Origin of the sequence: Novosphingobium sp. (genome assembly GCF_036803765.1) — a bacterium.
Lineage (GTDB): Bacteria > Pseudomonadota > Alphaproteobacteria > Sphingomonadales > Sphingomonadaceae > Novosphingobium.
This window is the reverse complement of the sequence record NZ_DAIRTS010000032.1, coordinates 1-22,419: the sequence shown is the minus strand read 5'-3', so window position 1 is coordinate 22,419 and position 22,419 is coordinate 1. Positions and strand designations below refer to the sequence as shown.

Annotated in this window: 17 protein-coding genes; 7 read left to right on the top strand and 10 right to left on the bottom strand. The window is 68.7% G+C overall.

What is annotated here, in order from left to right; genetic code table 11:
• Window positions 1-317: 317 nt before the first annotated feature.
• Window positions 318-2,327: a PAS domain-containing sensor histidine kinase gene (locus V7Q48_RS16275; protein ID WP_333839723.1), complete on the bottom strand. Its 2,010-nt coding sequence runs from the start codon at window positions 2,325-2,327 to the stop codon at window positions 318-320.
• Between the two features lie 127 nt (window positions 2,328-2,454).
• Between V7Q48_RS16275 and V7Q48_RS16270 the strand changes: the two genes are divergently transcribed.
• The 3 genes from V7Q48_RS16270 to V7Q48_RS16260 are packed head-to-tail and all read left to right on the top strand — an operon-like array spanning window position 2,455 to window position 4,878.
• Complete coding sequence (locus V7Q48_RS16270) at window positions 2,455-3,288, top strand: alpha/beta fold hydrolase (RefSeq protein ID WP_333839721.1); 834 nt, start codon at window positions 2,455-2,457, stop codon at window positions 3,286-3,288.
• 36 nt (window positions 3,289-3,324) lie between these two features.
• Window positions 3,325-4,044, top strand: coding sequence for a hypothetical protein (locus V7Q48_RS16265; protein WP_333839719.1), 720 nt, complete (start codon window positions 3,325-3,327; stop codon window positions 4,042-4,044).
• A 39-nt stretch (window positions 4,045-4,083) separates the two neighbouring features.
• Window positions 4,084-4,878: an SDR family NAD(P)-dependent oxidoreductase gene (locus V7Q48_RS16260; RefSeq protein WP_333839717.1), complete on the top strand. Its 795-nt coding sequence runs from the start codon at window positions 4,084-4,086 to the stop codon at window positions 4,876-4,878.
• A 111-nt stretch (window positions 4,879-4,989) separates the two neighbouring features.
• Here V7Q48_RS16260 and V7Q48_RS16255 read toward each other — a convergent pair whose 3' ends face one another.
• Complete coding sequence (locus V7Q48_RS16255) at window positions 4,990-6,636, bottom strand: family 43 glycosylhydrolase (protein ID WP_333839715.1); 1,647 nt, start codon at window positions 6,634-6,636, stop codon at window positions 4,990-4,992.
• A gap of 181 nt (window positions 6,637-6,817) precedes the next feature.
• On the opposite strand from V7Q48_RS16255, the gene V7Q48_RS16250 reads away from it, so the two are divergent.
• Both V7Q48_RS16250 and V7Q48_RS16245 read left to right on the top strand, forming a co-directional pair.
• Window positions 6,818-8,050, top strand: coding sequence for an MFS transporter (locus V7Q48_RS16250; protein ID WP_333839713.1), 1,233 nt, complete (start codon window positions 6,818-6,820; stop codon window positions 8,048-8,050).
• 42 nt (window positions 8,051-8,092) lie between these two features.
• Window positions 8,093-8,770 carry a TetR/AcrR family transcriptional regulator gene (locus V7Q48_RS16245; protein ID WP_333839711.1) on the top strand — a complete coding sequence of 226 codons (678 nt, stop codon included), beginning with the start codon at window positions 8,093-8,095 and terminating at the stop codon, window positions 8,768-8,770.
• Window positions 8,771-8,833: 63 nt separating this feature from the next.
• Here the strand turns inward: V7Q48_RS16245 and V7Q48_RS16240 are convergent, their stop codons facing one another.
• From V7Q48_RS16240 to V7Q48_RS16230, 3 genes are all read right to left on the bottom strand, one after another.
• Window positions 8,834-11,362: a glycoside hydrolase family 9 protein gene (locus V7Q48_RS16240; RefSeq protein WP_333839709.1), complete on the bottom strand. Its 2,529-nt coding sequence runs from the start codon at window positions 11,360-11,362 to the stop codon at window positions 8,834-8,836.
• A 242-nt stretch (window positions 11,363-11,604) separates the two neighbouring features.
• Window positions 11,605-12,591 carry a diguanylate cyclase domain-containing protein gene (locus V7Q48_RS16235; RefSeq protein ID WP_333839707.1) on the bottom strand — a complete coding sequence of 329 codons (987 nt, stop codon included), beginning with the start codon at window positions 12,589-12,591 and terminating at the stop codon, window positions 11,605-11,607.
• A gap of 103 nt (window positions 12,592-12,694) precedes the next feature.
• Window positions 12,695-13,324: a TetR/AcrR family transcriptional regulator gene (locus V7Q48_RS16230; protein ID WP_333839705.1), complete on the bottom strand. Its 630-nt coding sequence runs from the start codon at window positions 13,322-13,324 to the stop codon at window positions 12,695-12,697.
• 51 nt (window positions 13,325-13,375) lie between these two features.
• Here V7Q48_RS16230 and V7Q48_RS16225 point away from each other — a divergent pair, with 51 nt between their 5' ends.
• Window positions 13,376-13,837 carry an acyl-CoA thioesterase gene (locus tag V7Q48_RS16225; RefSeq protein WP_333839703.1) on the top strand — a complete coding sequence of 154 codons (462 nt, stop codon included), beginning with the start codon at window positions 13,376-13,378 and terminating at the stop codon, window positions 13,835-13,837.
• 13 nt (window positions 13,838-13,850) lie between these two features.
• Here the strand turns inward: V7Q48_RS16225 and V7Q48_RS16220 are convergent, their stop codons facing one another.
• Entirely contained in the window at window positions 13,851-14,618 is a 768-nt protein-coding gene (locus V7Q48_RS16220; RefSeq protein WP_333839701.1) for a DeoR/GlpR family DNA-binding transcription regulator, read from the bottom strand.
• Window positions 14,618-16,177, bottom strand: a complete 1,560-nt coding sequence (gene glpD / locus V7Q48_RS16215; protein ID WP_333839699.1) for a glycerol-3-phosphate dehydrogenase — start codon at window positions 16,175-16,177, stop codon at window positions 14,618-14,620. The genes V7Q48_RS16220 and glpD overlap by 1 nt, the downstream gene beginning before the upstream one ends.
• Window positions 16,178-16,413: 236 nt before the next feature.
• Here glpD and glpK point away from each other — a divergent pair, with 236 nt between their 5' ends.
• Entirely contained in the window at window positions 16,414-17,904 is a 1,491-nt protein-coding gene (glpK, locus tag V7Q48_RS16210; protein WP_333839697.1) for a glycerol kinase GlpK, read from the top strand.
• Between the two features lie 30 nt (window positions 17,905-17,934).
• Here glpK and V7Q48_RS16205 read toward each other — a convergent pair whose 3' ends face one another.
• The 3 genes from V7Q48_RS16205 to V7Q48_RS16195 form a co-directional block, all read right to left on the bottom strand.
• Complete coding sequence (locus tag V7Q48_RS16205) at window positions 17,935-19,935, bottom strand: ferritin-like domain-containing protein (protein WP_333839695.1); 2,001 nt, start codon at window positions 19,933-19,935, stop codon at window positions 17,935-17,937.
• Between the two features lie 142 nt (window positions 19,936-20,077).
• A complete protein-coding gene (locus V7Q48_RS16200) occupies window positions 20,078-21,481 on the bottom strand; it encodes an aldehyde dehydrogenase family protein (RefSeq protein WP_333839693.1) in 1,404 nt (467 codons plus the stop codon).
• A 32-nt stretch (window positions 21,482-21,513) separates the two neighbouring features.
• Window positions 21,514-22,155, bottom strand: a complete 642-nt coding sequence (locus V7Q48_RS16195; RefSeq protein ID WP_333839691.1) for a glutathione S-transferase N-terminal domain-containing protein — start codon at window positions 22,153-22,155, stop codon at window positions 21,514-21,516.
• Window positions 22,156-22,419: the final 264 nt, after the last annotated feature.

The window sequence follows — 22,419 nt, the reverse complement described above, 5'->3', positions numbered from 1 at the left end:
ACGGCGCCGGCGGCGATCCCGCCGAGCATCTGCCGGCGATCGAGCGCCAGCCAGCCCTCGAGCGGCGCGGGCCAGATCGGGCGGCTCATGATGCGGCCGCCGGTGTCCGCGCCCGGGCGGGCGACGGCAAGCGCAGTGTGCAGGGCATGACAGGCTCCGTGGGCAAGGTGGGAATGCGGCCGGCGCCGGAGCGCGCGGTGCATCGCCACCGTGTTGACCACAGTCCCGCCGGCCGAACGACCTATACGATGGTTGCGGAGCGCCCATATCCGCGTGTGCCCCGCCGTCGATCCGGCCGGGAGCAGCGCTTTCAGGCCCTAGGGATCGGCCTGGCGCAGCGTAAAGGCAAACACCGCGCCGCCCTCGGGCCGGTTCCCGGCCTCGAGCGTGCTGCCCATGCCCTCGACCACGTTGCGGCACACCTGCAGCCCCAGCCCCATGCCGGCCGCCTTGGTGGTGTAGAACGGCTCGAACAGACGGGCGAGCTGATCGTCGGGAATGCCTGGCCCGGTGTCGCGCACCTCGACACGGACGCCGGTGTCGCCGGCCATCAGCACGAGCGTGACGCGTCGCGGCGCCGGCCCACCCGCCATGGCCTCGACCGCGTTGGTCACGAGGTTGACCAGCACCTGCTGCAGCTCGATCGGGTCCGCCGTTACCTCGGGCAGGCCGGGCGCGCAGGCAAGATCGATCGCGGCCCCCATGCGCCCCGCTGCCGGGCGCAACAGCTCGCAGGTTTCGGCCGCCAGCGCTCCGAGGTCGAATGGCTCGGGACGGCGGCGATGCGCGGTCAGGCTGTCGCGGGTGCGTGCGACGATGCCGCTGATGCGATCGACGGTGCGCGTCAGCCGCTCCACCGCGCGCAATGCCGCGGCAATGTCGGGCGCGGGCGCGCGGAGCCAGCGCAGCGTGGTCTGCACGTCCATGACCATCGAGGCGATCGGCTGGTTGAGCTCGTGCGCCAGGGTCGCCGAATAGGCGCCGATCGTGGCCACGCGGTTGGCCCGCGCCAGCTCGTCCTGCGCCGCGCGATGCAGCTCGGCGATGCGCGCCTGCTCGGTCATGTTCAGGATGCTGGACACGTGCAGCCCGTCGGCCAGGCGGTTGACGGTGTAGTAGACGGGGATGCGCTGGCCATCCTTGCCGGTCAGCATGGTCTCGCCGTCGATGTGGTCCTTGCCGGTGAAGGCCATGTCGAGCTGGCGCAGCAGGACCGCCTCGCCATCCTCGGCATTGTCCGCCGGTGGGTTGGCGGCCAGTTCGGCGAGGTCAGCATAGCCCATCAGCCGGGCCAACGCACGGTTGACGCGCGTGGTCCGGATCAGGCCGAGGCATTCGCGGCAAAGGTCGGGGTGGTCGCGCAAGTGCGCGACAAGGTCGGTCACGCCTTCCTCGCGCAGGCGGGCGAGGATCGGCAACGTGCCCGAGAAATCCATCTCGGCGAAACTGATGTTGCCGACATCGAACAGGCTGGCGTAGCGCGCCTCGGTGCTGAGGAGGGCCCGTGTGCGCTCTTCCACGCGCTGCTCCATCGTCTCGAGCAGTTCACGCACCTTCTGCTGGGCCAGCACTTCCTCGTGAATGTCGAAGGCGCCGCCGTAGAAGCGGATGATCTCGCCGGTGACGGGGGAGCGCACGGCGCGCCGCGCCATCGACATCCAGCGATAGCTGCCGTCCTGCATGCGCAGGCGAACCTGGCCGGAGACGTCTTCGCCCGTCACCTGCGACCGCTCAAGCCGCTCGCGCAAGGGGCCGATATCGTCGGGGTGGACGCATTGGCGCCAGGTCTGGCGCGCGATGCCTTCCTCGATCGGGACGCCGGTGATCTCGGTGAAGCGGCGATTGAGGAAGTCCCATTCGCCCTTCGCGGTCGACCGCCAGAGCATGTGCGGCACGGAGTCCGCGAAGGTCACCATTTCCGCCTGGCTCTCCGCCAGCTGCGTCTGCACGGCATGGACCGCCTGCCGCTGCGCCAGCAGCGCCTGCGTCAGCCAGATCGCCAGCAGTTCGAAGCCGAGCCGGATCAGGCTGCCGGCATCGCGCCCGCCGAAGTGGACGATCACCCAGGACGCGATCGCCAGCATCCCGCACAGCACGCCCCAGGCCCAGGTGCGCCGCGTGCTGCCTGATGCAAGGACGAGGACGCCGAGGTAGAGTATAGCGAAGCCGCCGTCGATCGGCGCCAGCGTATCCAGCGCGAAGATCCCGATCGCCAGCAAGGCTGCCAGCACGCTGCGGACAACGGCCCGCCGCGCAATCGCGGCATCGGGCCCCTGTCCATCGGGCTCCTGTCCATCGGGCCCCTGCCCGCTGGTCAACTCTTCCACCCAATTCCCCTGCGAATCCTGCGTGGCCGCGCGTGGCCCCATATCGAGGCCCATCCTACCCCTACCAGAGTGGGTATCGAAAGCCGCCGTCCCCTGCGCCACCTTGGCATAACGCAGGAGAAACATCATGCACACCCACAACACGGCCCCTACCCAGCATGTGGTGGTGGGCGAGACTTCCTATGCCTACCGCCGGTTCGGCGCGGGCAAGGGCCTTCCGATCGTGCTGCTGCAGCATTTCACCGGTGGCCTCGACCATTGGGATCCACTGCTCACCGACGGCCTGGCCCGCGACCGCGAGGTCATCCTGGTCGACAACGCCGGCGTCGGCGCCTCCACCGGCAAGACGCCCACCACGATCGAGGGCATGGCCGACTGCATCGCGGAATTCGTCGATGCCCTTGGCCTCGACCGGTTCGACCTGCTCGGATTCTCGATGGGGGGCATGGTGGCGCAGGCCTATGCCATGCGCCATGTCGAGCGCATCCGGCGTCTCGTGCTGGTCGGCACCAGTCCGCGCGGCGGCGAGCCTTCGCCCTACCAGGCCGAAGTGTCGAAGCGCGCGACCGGCAGCGCCGGCGAGGAAGGTTTCGCCTGGCTGTTCTTCGGCCACTCCGACACCGGACGCGCCGCAGCCCACGCCTTCTGGCAGCGCCGCCACGAACGCACCGAAGACGTCGACCCGCCGAGCGGCATGGAAACCGTCATGGCGCAGGTCGCCGCCGGGCGCGAATGGGCCGTGCCGCATGGCGAGCGCTTCGCCGACCTCGCCGCGATCACCGTGCCGACCTTCGTCGCCAACGGCACGCTCGACGTCATGCTGCCGACGATCAACTCGTTCCATCTGCAGCAGAACCTGCCGGACGCGCAGCTCATCATCTATCCCGATGCCGGCCACGCCCCGCATTTCCAGCATCCGGCGACGTTCCTCGCCCACCTGCGCCAGTTCCTCGACGGCTGATCCGGCCGCAAACCAGCCACGACCGGGAGACACCCCATGACCGAACTTGCCACCGCGATCATCGACGCGCACGGCGGCCTCGACCGCTGGCGCCAGTTTTCGACGCTCAGCGCCCACCTCGTCCAGGGCGGCGCGCTGTGGGGTCTCAAGGGCCAGGCCGGCCTGCTCGACGACACGACCGTCACCATCGACCTGACTCAGGAAAAGGCCTCGCACGCCCCCTTCGGCGCCGACCAGCGGCGCACGCTGTTCACGCCCGGCCTGGTCGAACTGCACGCTGCCGACGGCACCGTGCTCGACAGCCTGCCCGACCCGCGCGCCTCGTTCGCCGGGCATACGCTGGAGACGCCGTGGAGCGAGGCGCAACTCGCCTACTTCGCGGGGCTGGCGATGTGGACCTATCTCACCATGCCGTTCCTGCTCGCCCACCCCGGCGTCGAGACCGAAGAGCTGGAGCCGTGGGACGCCGATGGCGAGACCTGGCGCCGGCTGAAGGTGACGTTCCCGGCGGACATCGCCACGCACAGCACGGTGCAGACGCTCTATGTCGGCGCCGACAACCTGCTGCGCCGCCATGATTACGACGTGGAGATCGCCGGCAACACGGCGGGTGCGCACCTGATCTCGGACTATGTGACCGTGCAGGGCATCGCCTTCCCCACGCGCCGCCGCATCTTCCCGCGCCAGCCCGATGGCCAGCCGATGGCGCAGCCGCTGGTCGTCTCGATCGACCTCGACGCCATCACCCTGGCCTGACCGCCGCAACCCTCCCTTTTCGAACAAAGGAAATCCGCCATGTCCAAGGCTCTCATTACCGGCGCATCGAGCGGCATCGGTGCGATCTACGCCGATCGCCTTGCCCGCCGTGGCCATGACCTCGTCCTCGTGGCGCGCACCGCCGACCGCCTCCAGGCGGTGGCCGACCGCATTACTGCCGAAACCGGTCGCAGCGTCGAGATCATCACCGCCGATCTCGGCCAGGCCGACGACCTCGCCCGCGTCGAGCAGGTGCTGCGCGAGGATGTCGCGATCGACACCCTCGTCAACAACGCCGGCTTCGGCAGCGTCATGCCGCTGATCGCCTCGGACGTCGCGCGCATGGACGAGATGGTCGCGATCAACGTCACCGCGCTGATGCGCCTGACGTATGCCGCGGCATCGGGCTTTGCCGAACGCGGCCAGGGCACGATCATCAACATCTCCTCGATCGTGGCGATCGGGCCCGAAATCCTCAACGGCGTCTACGGCGGCACCAAGGCCTTCGTGCTGGCCTTCACCCAGTCGCTCCAGCACGAGCTGGCCGACAAGGGCGTGCGCGTCCAGGCCGTGCTGCCCGGCGGCACCGCCACCGAATTCTGGGGCATCGCCGGCTATGGCGACTATGCCAACAGCCCGCAGACCATGCCGGCCGAGGCCATGGTCGACGCCGCGCTCGCCGGGCTGGACATGGGCGAGGTCGTGACTATCCCGCCGCTGCAGGACGGCGCGATGTGGGATGCCTACGAGGCGCAGCGCCGCACGATTGCGCGCAACCTGGCCCATGCCACGCCCGCCCCGCGCTACACCGCCGAGCCGGCGCCCGCGGCCTAAGGTCCCTGGCTTCAATCTGTCGATGGTCGAGAACCCGATCCCGACCGGAGCCGGATCCAGACTCCCGGGCGGCGTGGAACTGGTCCACGCCGTCCGGTAATTTCGAGGAACTCAGCCCAGCGCGCGATAGCGGAACTGGCGGAACTTCACCCGGCCCTTGCCGGCGGCGAATAGCCCGGGACGCAGGCTGAGAAGGTCGTCCACGGTATTGGCGTTATAGCCCGAGACTTCGCTGCGCACCCCGTGGCGGGTCCAGGCCTTGCCATCGAGGCTGTAATAGAACGTCGCGATCTGGTCGATGCAGGTGATGCGCAGGACCATGCGCCTGGCCGGCGGGGCGGGCTCCTGCCAATAGGCGGTCTTGCCGCCGCGGTACGAGATCATGCGCGTGCCATCGATGCCCATGCCAAGATAGAGCCGGTCATCGAAGAACAGCAACAGCCCGCCCGTGGCACCGTCCTCGAGATCGACCTCCACCGTCACCTCGTACGCGCGGTCGCCCACCTGCTGCGTCAGCGGCGACGAGTCCGCCGGACTGGAGCCCTTGGCCTCGAGCACCAGCGCGCCATCGGCGACGTGCACGCGCCTCGCCTCGTCGGGGGTGCTGGCATAGAGCGACCACAATGTGCCGAGGCGCAGCGTGGCGAAGTCGTCGGAATGCGGCATGCCGTGGGGTACGGCGGTGCCGTTGCGCGGCTTTGCCAGCGGGCGCGAGAGATCCCCGCCGGTCGCCTCGAACCAGCCATCGTCGGTCCAGCGGATCGGTTCAAGCAGGGTTTGGCGGCCGAGTGTCGCATAGCCGTTCTCGAACCCGTGGTAGACCATGTACCACTGCCCGCCCGGCCCCTCCACGCACGTGGCGTGCCCCCGCGACCACCAGCGTTCGCTGCTCGACGTCGAGCGCACGATCGGATTGTGCGGGCAATGCTGCCACGGCCCGTTGATCGAGCGCGAGCGCGCGGCAACCACCATGTGCCCGGTCGCCGGGCCGCCGGTCCCGCCCACGGCGTTGACCAGGTAGAACCATTCGCCGCGGCGGAACAGCTTGGGGCCTTCGGGCGACCAGGCCTCGGTGATCCAGTCGTCGGGGTAGCGCCAGGCCTCGTAGGCGGTTTCGACCGGGCCCGCGGTGGCGAGGCCATCGGCGGTCAGACGCACCCGCTTGCCCTCGTTCAAGAACAGGTAGCGGTGCCCGTCCTCGCCGACCACGTGGCCGGGGTCGATCAACCCGCCGATGCCCAGGTCGATCGGATCGCTCCATGGGCCTTCCATCGAGGGGGCATGGATCACGAAGATGTTGGCGAAGCTTTTCAGCGGCGGCGACCATGGCGCCTTCATGAACGGGATGTAGATGAAATAGCGACCGTCGACCTTGGCGATGTCGACCGCGAACCCCGTCCCCAGCGGGCGGGCCAGCGCCGGGCCGAGCGGGCGCCAGTTCACCAGGTCGCGCGAGTGCCAGATCAGCAGACCCGGCGCCCCGTCGAACGAGGAATGCGTCATGTAGTAGTCGTCGCCGTCCTTGAGCACAGAAGGATCGGGATAGTCGCCCGGCAGGATCGGGTTGAGGTACGAGCCGTTGCCGAGGTCGGCCTTGCGCTGGCCTTCGATGCCCCGCGCCCAGTGCAGGTCCCCGGTTGCGGCGCACGTGCTGCCCGGCGGCGTGACGGGTGAGGCACCGGCGCGCGGGCTGGCCGCCAGAGCAGAGCCGGCACCCGGAAGCGCTGCGACGCACGTGCCGAGCCCCAGAAACTTCATTGCATTGCGCCGGTCCGTCATCGCCACCTCCCATTTGCGAACGCGGTTCTAATTCAAACTGCCGCACTGGCAAGAGACGCTATGCCGCGCTGTATTGTAACCTTAATTCTATTTTGCTACGGCGAGGCCAGACAAAGAGGGGCCGCGTCCTGACAGGGGCAGCAGGTCCACGGGAGAAACCATGAACCGCCTGCGCGAATTCTATGCGTCGCTGACGCTCAAGCCCCAGGGCGCGACCATGGTCGTCGCCGGATTCCTGCCCATCTTCGCGATCATCGCCATGTTCCCGGTGGTCGCCTCGCTCATCGGTCATTTCCACGATGTGCCGAACGCCGCGATCCTCGTGCCCGCGATGGTGACGGCGCCGGGCTATGCCATTGCTATCCTCGCGCCCTTCGCGGGCCTCGCGGTAGACCGCTTCGGGCGTCGGCGGCTGCTGCTCGCCTGCACGCTAGCTTATGGCGTGGTCGGCAGTGCGCCGTTCTTTCTCGAGGATCTCACCCCGATCATCGTCAGCCGCGTGCTCCTTGGCGTGTGCGAGGCGGGCATCCTGACCATCGTCAACACGCTCATCGCCGACTACTGGGACGACGCGGGCCGGCGTAACTGGCTGATGGCGCAGGGCGTGATCGGGCCGGCGCTGCAGGGCGCGGTGCTGATCGGGGTCAGCGCGGTTGCCGCGATCCGCTGGAATGCGGGTTTCCTGGTCTATCTCGTTGCCTTGCCGATTTTCGTCGCGATGTACTTCACCACGTTCGAGCCGAAGAAGCCGGGCGTGGCTGACCCGGCGACCGCGTCGGTTCGCGCACCGACGAGCGCGTCCGACGGCCCCTTCCCGCTCGCGGCGGCGCTGGGCGTGGCGGCGCTGACGTTCGTCACCGGGCTGATCTACTACGTGTTCATCGTCAATGGCAGCCTGGCATGGGCCGAGATCGGCGTGCGCGATCCGATGGCAGTCAGCCGCGCCACGTTCTGGCCCTCGATGTTCGTCATGGCCGGCGCCGCGCTGTTCCGTGTCGTCTCGCGCTATTCGAGCGCGACGCAGATCGCGGTGTTCATGCTGCTGTTCGCGGTGGGCCTCGGCGGCATCGGCCTCGCGCGCGACGTGCTGCAGCTGCAGCTTGCGCTGATCGTGCAGCAGACCGCGGCCGGCATGGCCGTGCCCACGCTGATCGCCTGGGCGCAGTCGCAATTCGGCTTCGCGCATCGCGGGCGCGGAATGGGCCTGTGGACGAGTGCGTTCTTCCTTGGCCAGGCGGTTTCGCCGATCGTGGTGGGGATGATCGCGGGCCGCACCGGCACGATGCAGGGCGCGTTCTTCGTCGCCGGCGTTGCCGCGCTGGCGCTGGCGATCGGGGCGGTGGCAGCATCTCTCCGCCGCCTGCACCCGCTGCCCGTTTCGCAAACGCAGTAAATAGAATTGACGTTCCCGTTTTAGTGGCGTCTATTCTGGTCCATGCCCGCCAAAACTGCAGCCAAACCCAAAAAATCCGCATCGCTTGCGGTCGAAGACGTCAGCCGCAAGCCGCAACAGGGCCGCAGCAAGGCCTCGCTCGAACGCATGCTCGCTGCCGCGCGCGAACTCATGCTCGAGCGGGGCAACGAGGATTTCACCCTGCAGGATGTGAGCCAGCGCGGCAACGTCTCGATAGGGTCGATCTACCTGCGCTTCGAGAGCAAGGACAATCTGGTGCGCGCGGTCATCGCCGACGCGCTCGACGCGATCAGCGCCGAGGAAACCACCATGCTGGCCGCACTGACGCCGCAATGCACGTCGCTCGGCGATTTCGTGCCGCGCTATGTCGAAAGCTATGCCGAAGTGCTGCGCATCAATGCCCCGTTGCTGCGCCTCAGCATGCAGCGGGCCGCCAGTGATCCGCTCGTCTCCGGCCCCGGCAAGGCCCACGCCATGCGCGCCGCGAGCCAGGGCACCGAGGCCATGATGGCCTTCCGCGACGAGATCGCGGGCGACGATCCGGAGCGCAAGGCGCTGTCGTCCTACCACATCATCTTCGCGACGCTCGCGCGCCAGCTGAGCCTCGGCTCGACCGGGGAATCGGTCCACGACTACGACTGGCGCGACCTCAAGCGCGAACTGGGCCGCATGTGCCTGGCCTACTTGCGCGCTGCCTGAGGTAGCGCGCTACCTACTTGCCACGGGGCGGGGAGGACCTTGCGATCCTCCCCGCCAAGCCCCTTACTTCTCACCCGCCACGGCTGCGGCCGCGCGGGCGGCCAGGATGTACGACGCGGTCGTGCTCACCGTGTATTCGTTCTCGAACCACAGGAACGGCCAGTCGGCCTTGAGCTCGGGATAGTCGGGCTTGATGACGATCACGCCCGGCACCATGCCACCGGCGATGAAGCCGAAGTCGGCCCGGTTGTGGCCATAGCCCATGAGCTTTGACCGACCGCCGACTGCCGAGACCAGCGAGAGGTTGTTCGCCGGGTGACGACCCAGCATGTAGTCGAGCGCGCGCAGCGTCGGCTCGGCCCCGACCAGCTTGGGGTAGGCCTGGTGCATCAGGTACATCGTGGTGCCGAAGCTGGCAACCTCGCCCGAGCCGGCCCACGAGCCCATCGCGATCGGCACGCCGAACGGATTGCCGCTGCCCATCGCCTCCAGCTTGGGCACGCTGGCGCGGACCATGGCCTCGACCTTCTTTTGCGTGGCGGCATCGAGATAGGGCAGTGCGCGCACGATCACCCCGCCAATGCGCTCGAACGCAGGCGCGGTGCCGGGCAGCAACGCCTTCAGGCGCGCGACGTACAGCGGATCGCCCTTGGTGGTGAGGATCATCTCCACGGTCGCGGCCGCCTTGGCCACGGTCAGGTATTGCGGCGCATAGCCACCGTCGTCGCGCCCGTCGCTGCCGTTCTTCGTCTCGCCCTGCGCCTTGGCCCAGAGCGCCTTGGCGATGGTCAGCGCCTCGGCCGACAAGGCATCGTCGAAGCCGGCGAGCGCGCGGCTGGCGGCGGCGAGCCCGCCGGCGACGGCCAGATCGTTGGCGGGATAATCGGTGGTGAAAGCCCAGCGATCGTCGGGCGTGCCCGAGCGATCCTGTGCGATCGTGCCCGCCGCCAGCGCGGGATCATAGACATGGCCGTCGGTCTGCGAGCCGGCATCGCCGAGATGCGCGTACTGGCGCACCTCGGGGTCGATGATGCCGACGATGCTGTGGCCAAAGACCTTGTACTGCGCGACCAGCTGCAAGGCGCCGTGGCGGATCTGCTGCAGCGCGTCGGGTGCGCCGTCGGGCTTGCGGATCTCGACCAGCCGCTGGCTCTCGTCCACGCTGGTCTGGTCCCAGTCCAGCCCGAACAGCTCGCGCGCCCAGACCAGGTCGCGCACCACTTGCGCGTTCTGCGGGGTCTGGATGTCGTAGTCGCCCGCGTCCTGGAAGCCGCCGACCGCGAGACCGGGGATGTGCTCGCCCGCCTTGAACGGTGAATCGAGATTGGCCCCCATGCGATAGCCATCGAAGTGCGTGATGTTGGGCGGCGCCTGGCGCGCATCGTCACGGTGCGAATCGCGCTGCCAAACGCGGTACTGCTCGCGCACCGTGACGTGGTCCATCTGCACCGGCAGGAACGTGTCGAGCGAGGGCTGCCAGATACGCGCATAGGCATCGGCTGCGATCGGGAACGGGTTGGTGATCTGCCCGGCGTAGCGGATCGCGTAGAGGCCCGGCTCGCGCAAGCTGGTGAAATCGAACGCGGCGTAATTGTAGCGCAGGAACTTGCCCTTGGGCTGGACGGCGCTGCGCAGAACTTCCTGCTCGCCCTGCGCGGTCAGCTTGACCAGCGTGGCCTCGGCGGGCGCGGCGAAGGCAGGGTCGAGCTCGATCATCGCGACCTTGCTGCGCAACGGGGTGTAGCCGGCCTGGTTGAACGAGACGACGGGCGCGCGGGTCCAGCCGGGGATCGTAGCGGGCTTCACGTGCCAGACTACCGCGTCCTTTTGCGCGCCGGCGGCGATCAGCGAGCGTACCACGAACCAGCCGTTCTGCGCCCGGTTGCGCGCGTCATACAGCGCGAGCGGTGCATCCGAGGTGATCGTCACGCGCGTCAGCGGATCTTCGGGCGAAAGCGTCACGCTGGTGGCGCCGGCCGCGATTGGCTCGGGATCGCCGCTGCCGTCGGCCTTCATCGGCCCGGCGGCGTTGCGCGGGAACAGGCCCGGCGTTTCGCCCATCAGCCAGGTCTTGCCGAAATAGGCAGTCGGCAGGAAATCGAGGTTGAACCCGGCCTTGCCGACCAGCTCGGCCGGCAGCGGCGCATCGAGATCGACCGAAACGCGAAAGCCCCCCGGCTCGGGCGTCACCTTCATCGTGTAGGCGAGTTTGGCCTGCGGATAGCTCGAGGTGACGGCGATCGTCCCGCTGGCAGCATCCATCGTGCGCTTGCCGAAGGTCGGCACCGGGTCCCACTGCTCGGGCGTGGGGTTGAGGCGCACCTGCCCGTCGGTGGCGATGCGCTCGCCGTGCAGCACCATCTGGATGCCGGCATTCTTTTCGTCGAAGAAGATCGGGCTGAACTGGTTGTGCTCGACGAAGACGCTGAGGCCCGGCGCCTCGAGCGTCTGGGCGGACGTGGCGACCGGGGTTGCATTGGCTGGCGTGGCCGCCGCGCCAGGTGCCGCCTGCGCCGCGCCCAGCTGCGGGGTGGCGAGCGCGAGCGGCGAACAGGCCAGGGCGAGCAGACGAGCGGTCAGGAACCTGCGCATTCGGATATCCTCTCATGATAGCGGTATCACCCTTTTTCCGGGTGTTGGCCGCTTGCAAACTGCTTGCGCGGTCGGCGTTCGTGCAGCTCCATTTGAATATCAGCCGTGCACGGACGTTACCAAGTTTGTAGCGCTACCATTATTTGCCTTACGAGGACGCACTTGGCAAGCGGACACGAGCACTGCCCAAAGGGGGAGGTTCAAGGACTTCAAGCGGGCAACGCAGCGCCCCTGCGGCGCGGCTAGCCCAGCGTGGGCATGCCCGGGAATTCGCCTGCGGGATCGTCGGCGCGCATACTCGATGCGGAGCGCGTGACCAGCGAACCGCGTCCCGCCGCCTTGGCGGCATAGAGCGCCGCATCGGCGCTGGCGAACAGCACTTCGGGATCGCAGCGCAGCGGATCGTCGATGAAGGCGAGCCCTGCCGACGCGCCGAGCGGCACCCATGCATCGCCCCGCGGCACGGGGCGGCACAATTCCGCCACCAGTGCCTCGGCTCGCGCCCGGATCGAGGCCGGCGCCATTCCGGCGCGGACCAGGATGGCGAACTCGTCCCCGCCGATGCGGGCCATGAGCATGGCATCGGGGAACATGTGCGTCATCCGTTCGGCGGCCACGCGCAGACAGGCGTCTCCGGCCATGTGGCCGAGCCGATCGTTCACCTGCTTGAAGTCGTCCAGATCGATGAGGATCAGCGCGGCGAGCGGCCCGAGGCGCGGATCGGCAGCAGGAGCAGCCAGAAAACGGGTCTCGAAGACACTGCGGTTGGCAAGCCCCGTCAGGGCGTCGTGCTCCGCCTGTCGGCGCAAGGTCTCGAGCCTGTGACGGTCCTCGGTAATGTCCTGCTTGATGCCATGCAGCCGCACGACCCGGCCGCCCTTGCGCACGACGTCGGTGGTCAGGCGCATCCAGCGCCGTTCGCCGTCATGCCGCACGATCTGCGCTTCCATGGCGAAGGGTTGCCCGGTCGCGATCGCCCAGGCCCGCAGGCGCTCCATCCGCAAACGGGATTCCTCGTCGTACAGCGCGACGATTTCACGGCGATCGAGCCGCTCAGCGGGCGAGAGGCCGAAGAGGTGATAGACCCCCGGGGTCCAGGAGAGGGTGCCGCAGGCGACATCGCAGGACCAGGCGCCGATTCCCGCGCGGGCGACCGCGTCGGCGAAGAGCGGATCCGTATCATACGGCAGCGGGGCGGCCTTGCGGCCCGACATCACCTCTCGACGCATTCCGTCAACCTTCAGCGTTATCGGCGACGGCGATAGCGAATCAGGGTTAACGGCCCGTAAGTATCGGAACGAAGCTTCGATTTTGGCGCGACAGAGGGCTGCGTCAGCTGCGCACGATGCGCGGAGGGCGCGCCATGCGGCGCTCGGCGCGCAGGTCCGCCGCGAGCCCGTCGCGGGTGAAGCGCGCGGGCAGGCCGAGCGCGGCGCCAAGCGGATCACCGATCAGCGAGGCGGCGAAGGCGGCATTGACGATGCGCGCGATCACCCCGGGCAATTCGGCCGCACCCAGCACGGCGCGTCCGCGCGCCGGCGCTTCCAGATCGACGAGCAGGCTGCGAAACTGCGCGAAGAGACTGGCGAGGTGGGGATCGCGCTGCGCCGCCAGCCAGCCGAACAGCCGCCCCGCGCCCGATTCCTCGAACCGGTCGAAGATCATGTCGATCAGGGCGACCTCGTCGATCAGGCCGCGGCGCAGGTCCGACACGCCCGTGCGCACCGCGTCGAGGATCTCGGCGACCAGTCGATCGACCAGCATCGCCTGGAGATTGGCGATCGTGCCGAAGTGATGCGTGAGCGTGCCATGCGCCAGGTTCATCTCACCGGCGATGGCCTGGAGCGTGACCGCCGCAGGGCCGCCCTGCACCAGCACGCGGTGCGCGGCGTCGAGCGCTTCTTGGCGCAGAACATCAGGCGTTCGCCGCCGCCGACGCCCGGAGGCAGCCTCTATTGTCATCGTTGACAATATGTCGTAGGATGCGGCTTCCGTCAATGCAGGACGAGGTCAATGCAAGGCGAGTCTGGCGCGCAGCCCATTTCCGATACCGATACCACCCCCGAGCAGGGCACGCATACCCATGCCCACCCGATCCAGGTCGAGACCGACGAGATCGACCACATGGGCCACGTCAACAACGCTGTTTACCTCAAGTGGGTGCAGAACGCGGTGATCGCCCACTGGGAGCGGTTCGCCCCGGTCGAGGCGGTCCGCGAACACCTGTGGGTCGCGCTCAAGCACGAGATCACCTATCGCCGCCCGGCCTTCCTGGGGGATGGCATCGTGGCGGAAAGCATCGCCGAGCGGCTGGTCGGCGCGCGCGCCTTCTTCACCACGCTGATCCGCCGCGGCGACGACATCCTCGCCGAGGTCAAGAGCAGCTGGTGCTGCATCGATTCGATCACGCATCGCCCGGTGCGGCTGTCGCAGGAAATCGCCCAGCGCTTTTTCGCCGGCAAGCCCGCGACCTGAGATCGGGGCCGCTTCAGCCCGCCAGCACGATGTCCACGCCGTGGCGCTCGGCAAACGCGGCACGGCGAGCATCGGGCATCGTGTCGGTCACGAAGATGTCGACATCCGACAGTGACCCGATCCGCGCCGGGGCCTGGCGCTCGAACTTGGTGGCGTCGGCCACCAGCATGACGCGGCGGGCCTGCGCGATGATCGTCTGGCTGACCTTGACCTCGTTGATGTCGAAATCGAGCAGGTCGCCCTCGTCATCGAGCGCGCTGGTGCCGATTACTGCGTAATCGACCTTGAAGCCCCGGATGAAGTCGACCGTCAGGGCGCCCACCACGGCGCGGTCTGCACTGCGCAGGCGCCCGCCCGCCACGATCACCTCGATCCCGCTCTTGGCGCCGAGGATGTCGGCCACGTTGAGATTGTTGGTCACCACCAGCAGGTGATCGTGATCGAGCAACGCGCGCGCCACCGCCTCGGTCGTGGTGCCGATGTTGAGGAACAACGAGGCGTTGTCGGGCACGAGCGCCGCCGCTCGGCGCCCGATCGCATCCTTGGCCGCCGCCGCCATCGCCCGGCGCGCTGCGTGGCCGATATTGTCGAGCCGCGATTCGAGCATGGCCCCGCCGCGCACGCGCGTCAGCTGCCGCTGCCCGGCGAGCAGGTCGAGATCCTTGCGGATCGTCTGCTGCGTCACGCCGAGCACGCTGGCGAGCTCCTCGACCCCGGCAAAGCGCACGCCCTTGAGGTATTCGATCAGGTTGATGTGCCGCATCGCGGCAAGGTCGGCCATCAGCGATCGCCCGCGTGATGCGCGGCCAGCCAGTCGTCGACCCGCGCCACGGCATCGGGCGACAGCCGCAGCAGCAGCTTGGTGCGCCGTGCGACGACGTCCTCGGCGCGCATGGCCCATTCCTCGCGCGCGAGGTAGGCCAGTTCCGCCGCATAGAGGTCTGCGCCGAAATGCTCGCCCAGCTGTTCGATCGTGCGCGCGCTGCCGAACACGCTGCGCGCCCTGGTGCCATAGGCGCGCGCCCAGCGCGCCAGCAGGTCGCGCGGCAGTTCGGGGCGCTCGGCCGCCAGGGCATCGACCAGCGCATCGAACCCTTCAGCCGGAAAGTCGCCGCCGGGCAGCTTCGCGCCGCCGGTCCAGGCCCCGCTCGCCTGCGTGTAGAACGGCACCAGCTTTTCGAGGGCGTGCTCGGCGAGCTTGCGATAGGTGGTAATCTTGCCGCCGAACACGCTGAGCAGAGGTGCCTGCCCCTCGCGCTGGTCGAGATCGAGCACGTAGTCGCGCGTCACCGCCGAGGCGTTTTCGGCCTTGTCGTCGTAGAGTGGACGAATGCCCGAATAGGTCCAGACGATGTCCGCCTCGGCAACCGGGCGGGCGAAATGCGCGCGGACCACGTCGAGCAGATAGGCGGTTTCCTTGGCGCTGATCTGCGCGCGGCCCGGCGGCTGGTCCCACACCTCGTCGGTGGTGCCGACCAGTGTGAAGTCCCGCTCGTAGGGGATGGCGAAGATCACCCGGCGATCGGCGTTCTGGAACAGGAAGGCATGGTCGCCTTCATAAAGCTTGGGCAGCACGATATGGCTGCCCTGCACCAGCCGCATGGCACGGTCCTGCGGCGCACCGGCGATGCGGCCAAGCACTTCGGCAACCCACGGGCCGGCGGTGTTGACGAGACCGCGCGCGCGCACCGCCCGCGTCTGGCCATGACGGTCGACGATCGTCGCGTGCCACAGCGCGCCGTCGCGATGGGCGTTGACCAGCCGCGTGCGGGTGTGCACCTGCGCTCCGCGCGCACGCGCGTCCATCGCGTTGAGCACCACCAGCCGGCTGTCCTCGACCCAGCAGTCGGAATAGACGAAGGCGCGGCCCTTGGCGCCGGGGGCGAGCCCATTGCCCGCCGCATGGCGGCCAAGGTCGATCCCGCGCGTCGCGGGCAGGCGCTTGCGGCCGCCGATGTGGTCGTAGAGGAACAGGCCGAGGCGCACCATCCATGCCGGGCGCGGACTGCCCGCCTGCGGCAGCACGAAGCGCAGCGGCCAAATGATGTGCGGCGCCATCGCCCAGAGCCGCTCGCGCTCCATCAGCGCCTCGCGCACCAGCCGGAACTCGCCATATTCGAGATAGCGCAGCCCGCCGTGAATGAGCTTGGTACTGGCCGACGAGGTGTGCGCGGCCAGATCGTCCTGTTCGACCAGCAGCACCGACAGACCGCGCCCGGCCGCGTCGCGCGCGATGCCGGTGCCGTTGATCCCGCCGCCCACGATCAGCAGGTCGACGACGTCGGTTTGGCCGTCATCAGGCGCGTTCTGGACTGCGGAAACGAACGGATCGATGGACATGGCAACCCCTGGGATACGGATTCGACACAGCTGCATATAGCGACGATTCGCAAATATACGAACCTTTTCGCGCTTCCACCCCTGCCCCAAGCGCAGCATTTCAGGCAATCTCTGTCAAACTGCCGCAAACACACCCGCGATCCGTTGCGCAAATCTTCGAAATCGCACTTTTTGTTTGACGGCGGCGCGGCAATGTCGGAACCCGGCGGCCAAGCCAGTCCACTTGGGAGAGGACCATGACCCAGCCCCGCCATATCCTCGCGATCGACCAGGGGACGACCTCGACGCGCAGCATCGTGTTCGATGCCGCCGCGAGGGCGGTTGCCAGCAGCCAGCGCGAATTCGCGCAGTACTATCCGCAGGCCGGCTGGGTCGAGCATGATCCCGAGGACATCTGGCGCGATTGCCTGGCAACCGCGCGCGAGGCGATCGCGCAAAGCGGGCTGGGCGCATCCGCGATCGCCGGGATCGGCATCACCAACCAGCGCGAGACCGTGGTGATCTGGGACCGCGAGACAGGCACCCCGATCCACAACGCGGTGGTCTGGCAGGACCGCCGCACCGCCGCGACCTGCCAGGCGCTCAAGGACGAAGGCCACGAGGACCTGGTCCGTGCGCGCACCGGCCTGCTGCTCGATCCCTATTTCTCGGGCACCAAGGCGGCGTGGATCCTCGACCATGTTCCCGGTGCCCGCGCCGATGCCGAGGCCGGTCGCCTCGCCATGGGGACGATCGACAGCTTCCTGCTGTGGCGGCTGACCGGCGGCGCGGTCCACGCCACCGACGCCACCAATGCGGGCCGCACCCTGCTGTTCGACATCCACCGCCAGCAGTGGGACGAAGACCTCTGCGCGCTGCTGCGCGTGCCGATGGCGATCCTGCCGCAGGTGACCGACAACAGCGGCGTGTTCGGCCACACCGCGCCCGGCCTGTTCGAGGTGTCGCTGCCGATCGCCGGGCTGGTCGGTGACCAGCAGTCCGCGCTGTTCGGCCAGGCCTGCTTCGCGCCGGGCATGGCCAAGTCGACCTACGGCACCGGCTGCTTCATGCTGATGAACACCGGCACCAGCGCCGCGGTATCGCGCAGCCGCCTGCTGACGACACCCGCCTATCGCCTCAACGGCGTCACGACCTATGCGCTCGAAGGGTCGATCTTCGTGGCGGGCGCGGCGGTCAAGTGGCTGCGCGACGGGCTTGGCATCATCACCCATGCCAGCCAGACCAACGACATGGCGACGCGCATTGCCGACAACCACGGCGTCTACATGGTGCCTGCCTTCGTCGGCCTCGGCGCGCCGCACTGGCGGCCCGATGCGCGCGCGGCGATCCATGGCCTGACGCTCGACACCTCGCCCGCGCACCTGGCGCGCGCCGCGCTCGAGGCGGTCGCCTACCAGTCGTGGGACCTGCTCGAGGCGATGGCCAAGGACAGCGGCACCACGCCCGCCGCCATGCGCGTCGACGGCGGGATGACCGCCAACGACTGGCTGTGCCAGTTCCTGGCGGACATGCTGCAGATCCCGGTCGAGCGGCCGCAAAACCTCGAGACCACCGCAATGGGCGCCGCGTTCCACGCCGGCCTCGCCACCGGTGTGTGGAACGGCCTCGACGATCTTGCCCGCACCTGGACCGGTCGCGAACCGCAGCAGCCGGCGATGGCCGCCGACCAGCGCGAGACGCTGCTGGCCGGCTGGCACGACGCGCTGCGGCGCACGCTGCCGGACTGAGCGCGCCGCGTTCCTGCTGCGATCGGCGCCTCAGTCGGCGATGAAGCCGACGCGCTCGTGGCTGTTGTCGCAGAACGGCTTGTCGGCGGACTGGCCGCAGCGGCACAGGCGGATCGAGGTGATCCGGTCGACCGTGCGGCCCGTGCCCGCGCAGATTTCCAAGTTGCCGTCGACCTGCAGCGGGCCGTTGCGCAGGGGCAGGATGTCCACCGAGCCATTGCGACGCACCAGCGGCGACGAGGGGCGCGTGGCGGGTTCGCCCGAACCGATGAAGCCCGCCTCTGTATGGCTACCATCGCAGAACGGCTTGTTGCGCGAGGCGCCGCAGCGGCACAGCGTGGCGCGCAGGGCGGGTGACTGCCCGGCGATGCGCAAGTCGCCGCGCAAGCCGATCGGCCCGTTCTCGCGCAGCTGCGCCAGATTGATCGGCGGCGTGGCCTCGTTCGGCCCGCCATCCTTGCGGCGATAGCGGATCGCGCCCGAGGGGCACATGTGCGCGACCGTGACCAGCGCCTCGGTGCTCGCGCCGTCGGGATCGATCCACGCGCCTGGCTCGTTGGCCTTGAACACTCCGGGCTGGCCCAGCACGCAATGGCGCGCGTGAATGCAGCGCTCTCCGTTGTACAGCAGCGTCAGCCCCTCGCCCTCGATGGCGCTGAACCCGTCCTCGTCGGCCACGTCGGCATCGGGCAATGCCGGGGCCGGCGGCTCGGCGACCGGCGCAGGGGAAACCGGCGCAGCGTCCGTAGCTGAGAGATCCGCCAGCGTTTCGCGCAAGTGCCGGGCGATGCGGTCGACCTGCGCGGCGACGGGTGCTAGCCGCGGCAGGGTCTCGCCGATCGCCGCGCAGGCGCGGGCGATTTCGCCGAGCCGCTCCACCAGGATTGCGTCGGTGCCGGGCCCGGGCGGCAGCGTGGTCGTGGTGCGCAGCGTGGCGAAGCTCATGCCGGCGGTGCAGCTGTCGTCGCCATCGGCGGCGGGATGGCGCGTCAGCTCGCTCGCCAGCGGCGAGATCGCGTACATCAGGCTCGTCGCCGCATCGGCCAGCACGCGCTGTGCCGCGATGCCGCGCGTTTCGGCATAGGCCTGCAGCAGCAGGCGCAGCATCTGGTTGTAGGCCGCATTGGCGACATCGAGCAGTTCCGCCGCCGGCGAGGCGCAGACCCATACGCGATCCGCGCTCGCCGAGACCGGCGGGCGCATCAGCGGGTTGTGCGCCGCCGGGCGCGCAGGGGTAAAGGCAGGGTTGGCGGCGAGCAGCGCCTCGTATTCGCCGCGAATGGCGCGGAAGCGGGCGAAGTGCGAGACCTCGCTGCTGTCCGGCGCGCCTTCGCCCTGTTCGATGATCGCCTCGATCGCCTCCTGCGCGGTGCGCAGGCAGCGGACGCGCGCGATGCCGCGCAAGTTCGAGACATCGCGGCCGAGCTGGCGCGCCGGATCACCGACGAACAGCGCCGCCTCGCCGATGGTGTCGGCCATGCGCTCCAGCCCGTGGGCAATGGCTGCATAGAGCTGCCCTACCGTGTCGTAGTCCCACGCGCCGGGCATGATGCGTCCCGCCACGTGGCCACGCCGATAGGGCGCGGCAGGCTCGAACCCGGCGCCGTCGGCCAGCGCCACGCTTTCGGGGCGCTCGAGAAAGATGAAGTGGTCGAGCGTGTCGAGCGTGAACGGCGCCAGCCGCACCACGATGCCCGAGGGGTGATAGCCGGCGGGGATCGGAAAGTTGGCTCGCCCGAAATGCGGCGTGCCGCCCAGCGCGGCCATGATGTTGGCGACCATGGTGAGGTGCGCCATCTCCTCGACCGCCACGTCGATGATCGTGCGGCGCCAGCGGCGCACGGCGGCGAGTTCGTCGTCGGACAGGCCCTCGTCCGCGTCCTGCTTGAGGCTGAACGCGGCATAGAGGTAGCAGCACATCAGGTTGTGCTCGATCTCCGCCGCCTCGGCGAGGATGCCGAGCAATTCCTCGCGCGTGTCGATCGCCGCGTCGAGGGCAGTCGGAATGTGGTCGATGGGCGAGGTGGACATGGCGCGGTTCCGTCGGTCGAGGAAAGGCCCGACGGCGAGCGAAACCATGCCAGGCTCAAGGCCGCGACCATGCCCGCGCACGCGGACTGCGCCCAGCCATACCCCCGTATGGTAGCCCACGACGGCGGTGGGCGCCTCCGACTCACCTCAACCTGGCGTTGAGGATTCGCAGCTGGGTCATGTCCTCCATGCCCTCGGCGCCGTTTTGCAGGCCGATGCCCGATTGCTTGGCGCCACCGAACGGCACGTCGAGCGGCAGGGCCATGTGCTGGTTGACCCAGATCGTGCCGGTGTCGATGCGCGAGGCCACCGCGATGCCGCGCTGGACATTGCCGGTCCAGATCGTGCCACCCAGGCCATAGGGGCTGGCGTTCGCTTCAGCGATGGCGTGGTCGAGATCGTCATAGACCTGTACCGGAAGCACCGGGCCGAACTGCTCTTCCTGTACCAGTCGCGCGGTGCCGGGCAGGTCGGTGACGATCGCCGGGCGGATGAAATAGCCCGCACCGGTGGGATCGCCACCGGTCAGGAAGGTGCCGCCCTCGGCGCGCGCGGAGGCGATGAATTCCAGCACCTTGTCGAACTGCATGCGGTTCTGCAGCGGCCCCATCGTGGTGGCCGGGTCCATGCCGTCGCCCAGCACCGCCGAGGCCGCGCGCGCCGCGAGCGCATAAGCGAGCGGGCCGGCCAGTGCGCGCGGGGCATAGACGCGCTTGGTGGCATAGCAGACCTGGCCCGCATTGATGAACGCGGCGGCATAGATGCGGTCGGCCGTCCACTCGACGTCGGCATCGTCGAGCACGATCGCGGCATCGTTGCCACCCAGTTCGAGGGTGAAGCGCTTGAGCGTGTCTGCGGCCGAGGCCAGGACCTTGCGCCCGGTCGGCGTCGAACCGGTGAAGCTGACGTGCGCCACATCGGGATGGCCGGTCAGCACCGGGCCGAGATCGTTGGCGTCTACCAGCGTCTGGAACACGCCGGCGGGGAAGATGTCGGCCGCCAGCTCGCCCAGGATCAGCGTGGACAGCGGCGTCGAGGGTGCAGGCTTGGCGATGACCGTGTTGCCGGTGATCAGCGCCGGACCCAGCTTGAACGCCAGCAGCGTCATCGGCCGGTTCCACGGCATGATCGCCACGACCACGCCTTGCGCATAGCGCTGTTCGACGATCAGCTCGGCATCGGTATGGCGGATGACGCGATCCTCGAGGCGCTGGGTCGCGAAATGGGCGATGGCATCGCGGGCGCGGCCCACCTCGAACCGGCAGTCGGCGATCGGCCCGCCGCGCTCGCGGGTGAGCGTCTCGGCAATGCGATCGAGGTTGTCGGTGATCGCTTGGGCAAAGCGCTCCAGATAGGGGCGCCGCCCGTCATAGCCCAGCGCCGCCCAGGCCGCCTGCGCGCACTTGGCCGCGGCGATGGCCTGCTCGGCCTGTGCACGATCTGCGCGTGGTGCCTGCGCAAACGGCGCGGCCGTGGTCGGGTCAATCACGTCCATGGCCTGCGCGCCATCGACCAGAGTGCCATCGATCAGGAGACGGTGTGTCATCGTGCAAGATCCTGCAGGATTGAGGGAAAAAGTCAGGGATGGGGCGTCGGCAGGCTGACCATGCCCCGGCCCTCGGCGGCGACCGAGGCGCGGACCGAGGGGCGATCCGCCACCACCTCGAGCAGGCCGGCGATGTGTGGGAATGCGGTAAGCGGCAGACCGTAGAAAGCGGTCCAGCTGGCGATCACGAAGAAGTAGACATCCGCGGCGGTAAAGGTCGCGCCGGTCAGGTAAGGCCCGGCCTCGCTCCGCCGCGACAGGCTTTCCTCGACCATGCCGAGGCGGCCCTCGATGCGCTTCATCACCAGCCGGCGCATCGCCTCGTCGATCGGCCAGTTGAGCGGGACGAAGCTCTTGTGCAGCTCGGCCGCGACGAAGCTCTGCCACTCCATCACGCGCAGCCGTGCCAGCGAGCCGGCCGCCGGCATGAGGTCGGTCCGCCCGGCGCGGTCGCACAGGTACTGCGCGATCAACATGTTCTCGGTCAGCGTGGTGCCCTCGTCGGTGACGAGCAGGGGCACCATGCCGCGTGGCGCAACCGCGCGGTAATCCGACCCGTCGGCGCGCTGCTTGCGCGTGACGTTGACCACCTCGCAATCGAACGGTGCGCCGATCTCGCGGAGCAGGATGTGGACCGAAAGCGAGCTGGCACCGGGATGAGTATAGAGCTTCATCGGCACTCCGCGGGGCAGGCCGCCGCGGCAATGGTGCGGCCGGACGACGCGCTCGTGATGGCTGCGTTACGGCCGACAGATGGCGCCGGGGCATGCGCCGGACCAGCACTACCGTGGTATGGGACGGCAGCGGCACGATGCGGGCCGAGGCGCATTTTTACGCTACCCTCGTCTGTATCGCGCGGCTGTGCCCCAGGTGCCATCACGCGCGGGTTCAAGGAGATCACGATGGCCAGCCCGCCCCCCTTACCCGCCAGCCGAGCC

Excerpts from the sequence above, each read along its gene's own strand:
- V7Q48_RS16270 (WP_333839721.1), top strand. The coding sequence starts at position 2,455 with ATGCACACCCACAACACGGCCCCTACCCAGCATGTGGTGGTGGGCGAG.
- V7Q48_RS16265 (WP_333839719.1), top strand. The coding sequence starts at position 3,325 with ATGACCGAACTTGCCACCGCGATCATCGACGCGCACGGCGGCCTCGAC.
- V7Q48_RS16260 (WP_333839717.1), top strand. The coding sequence starts at position 4,084 with ATGTCCAAGGCTCTCATTACCGGCGCATCGAGCGGCATCGGTGCGATC.
- V7Q48_RS16255 (WP_333839715.1), bottom strand. The coding sequence starts at position 6,636 with ATGAAGTTTCTGGGGCTCGGCACGTGCGTCGCAGCGCTTCCGGGTGCC.
- V7Q48_RS16250 (WP_333839713.1), top strand. The coding sequence starts at position 6,818 with ATGAACCGCCTGCGCGAATTCTATGCGTCGCTGACGCTCAAGCCCCAG.
- V7Q48_RS16245 (WP_333839711.1), top strand. The coding sequence starts at position 8,093 with ATGCCCGCCAAAACTGCAGCCAAACCCAAAAAATCCGCATCGCTTGCG.
- V7Q48_RS16240 (WP_333839709.1), bottom strand. The coding sequence starts at position 11,362 with ATGCGCAGGTTCCTGACCGCTCGTCTGCTCGCCCTGGCCTGTTCGCCG.
- V7Q48_RS16235 (WP_333839707.1), bottom strand. The coding sequence starts at position 12,591 with ATGCGTCGAGAGGTGATGTCGGGCCGCAAGGCCGCCCCGCTGCCGTAT.
- V7Q48_RS16230 (WP_333839705.1), bottom strand. The coding sequence starts at position 13,324 with ATGACAATAGAGGCTGCCTCCGGGCGTCGGCGGCGGCGAACGCCTGAT.
- V7Q48_RS16225 (WP_333839703.1), top strand. The coding sequence starts at position 13,376 with ATGCAAGGCGAGTCTGGCGCGCAGCCCATTTCCGATACCGATACCACC.
- V7Q48_RS16220 (WP_333839701.1), bottom strand. The coding sequence starts at position 14,618 with ATGGCCGACCTTGCCGCGATGCGGCACATCAACCTGATCGAATACCTC.
- glpD (WP_333839699.1), bottom strand. The coding sequence starts at position 16,177 with ATGTCCATCGATCCGTTCGTTTCCGCAGTCCAGAACGCGCCTGATGAC.
- glpK (WP_333839697.1), top strand. The coding sequence starts at position 16,414 with ATGACCCAGCCCCGCCATATCCTCGCGATCGACCAGGGGACGACCTCG.
- V7Q48_RS16205 (WP_333839695.1), bottom strand. The coding sequence starts at position 19,935 with ATGTCCACCTCGCCCATCGACCACATTCCGACTGCCCTCGACGCGGCG.
- V7Q48_RS16200 (WP_333839693.1), bottom strand. The coding sequence starts at position 21,481 with ATGACACACCGTCTCCTGATCGATGGCACTCTGGTCGATGGCGCGCAG.
- V7Q48_RS16195 (WP_333839691.1), bottom strand. The coding sequence starts at position 22,155 with ATGAAGCTCTATACTCATCCCGGTGCCAGCTCGCTTTCGGTCCACATC.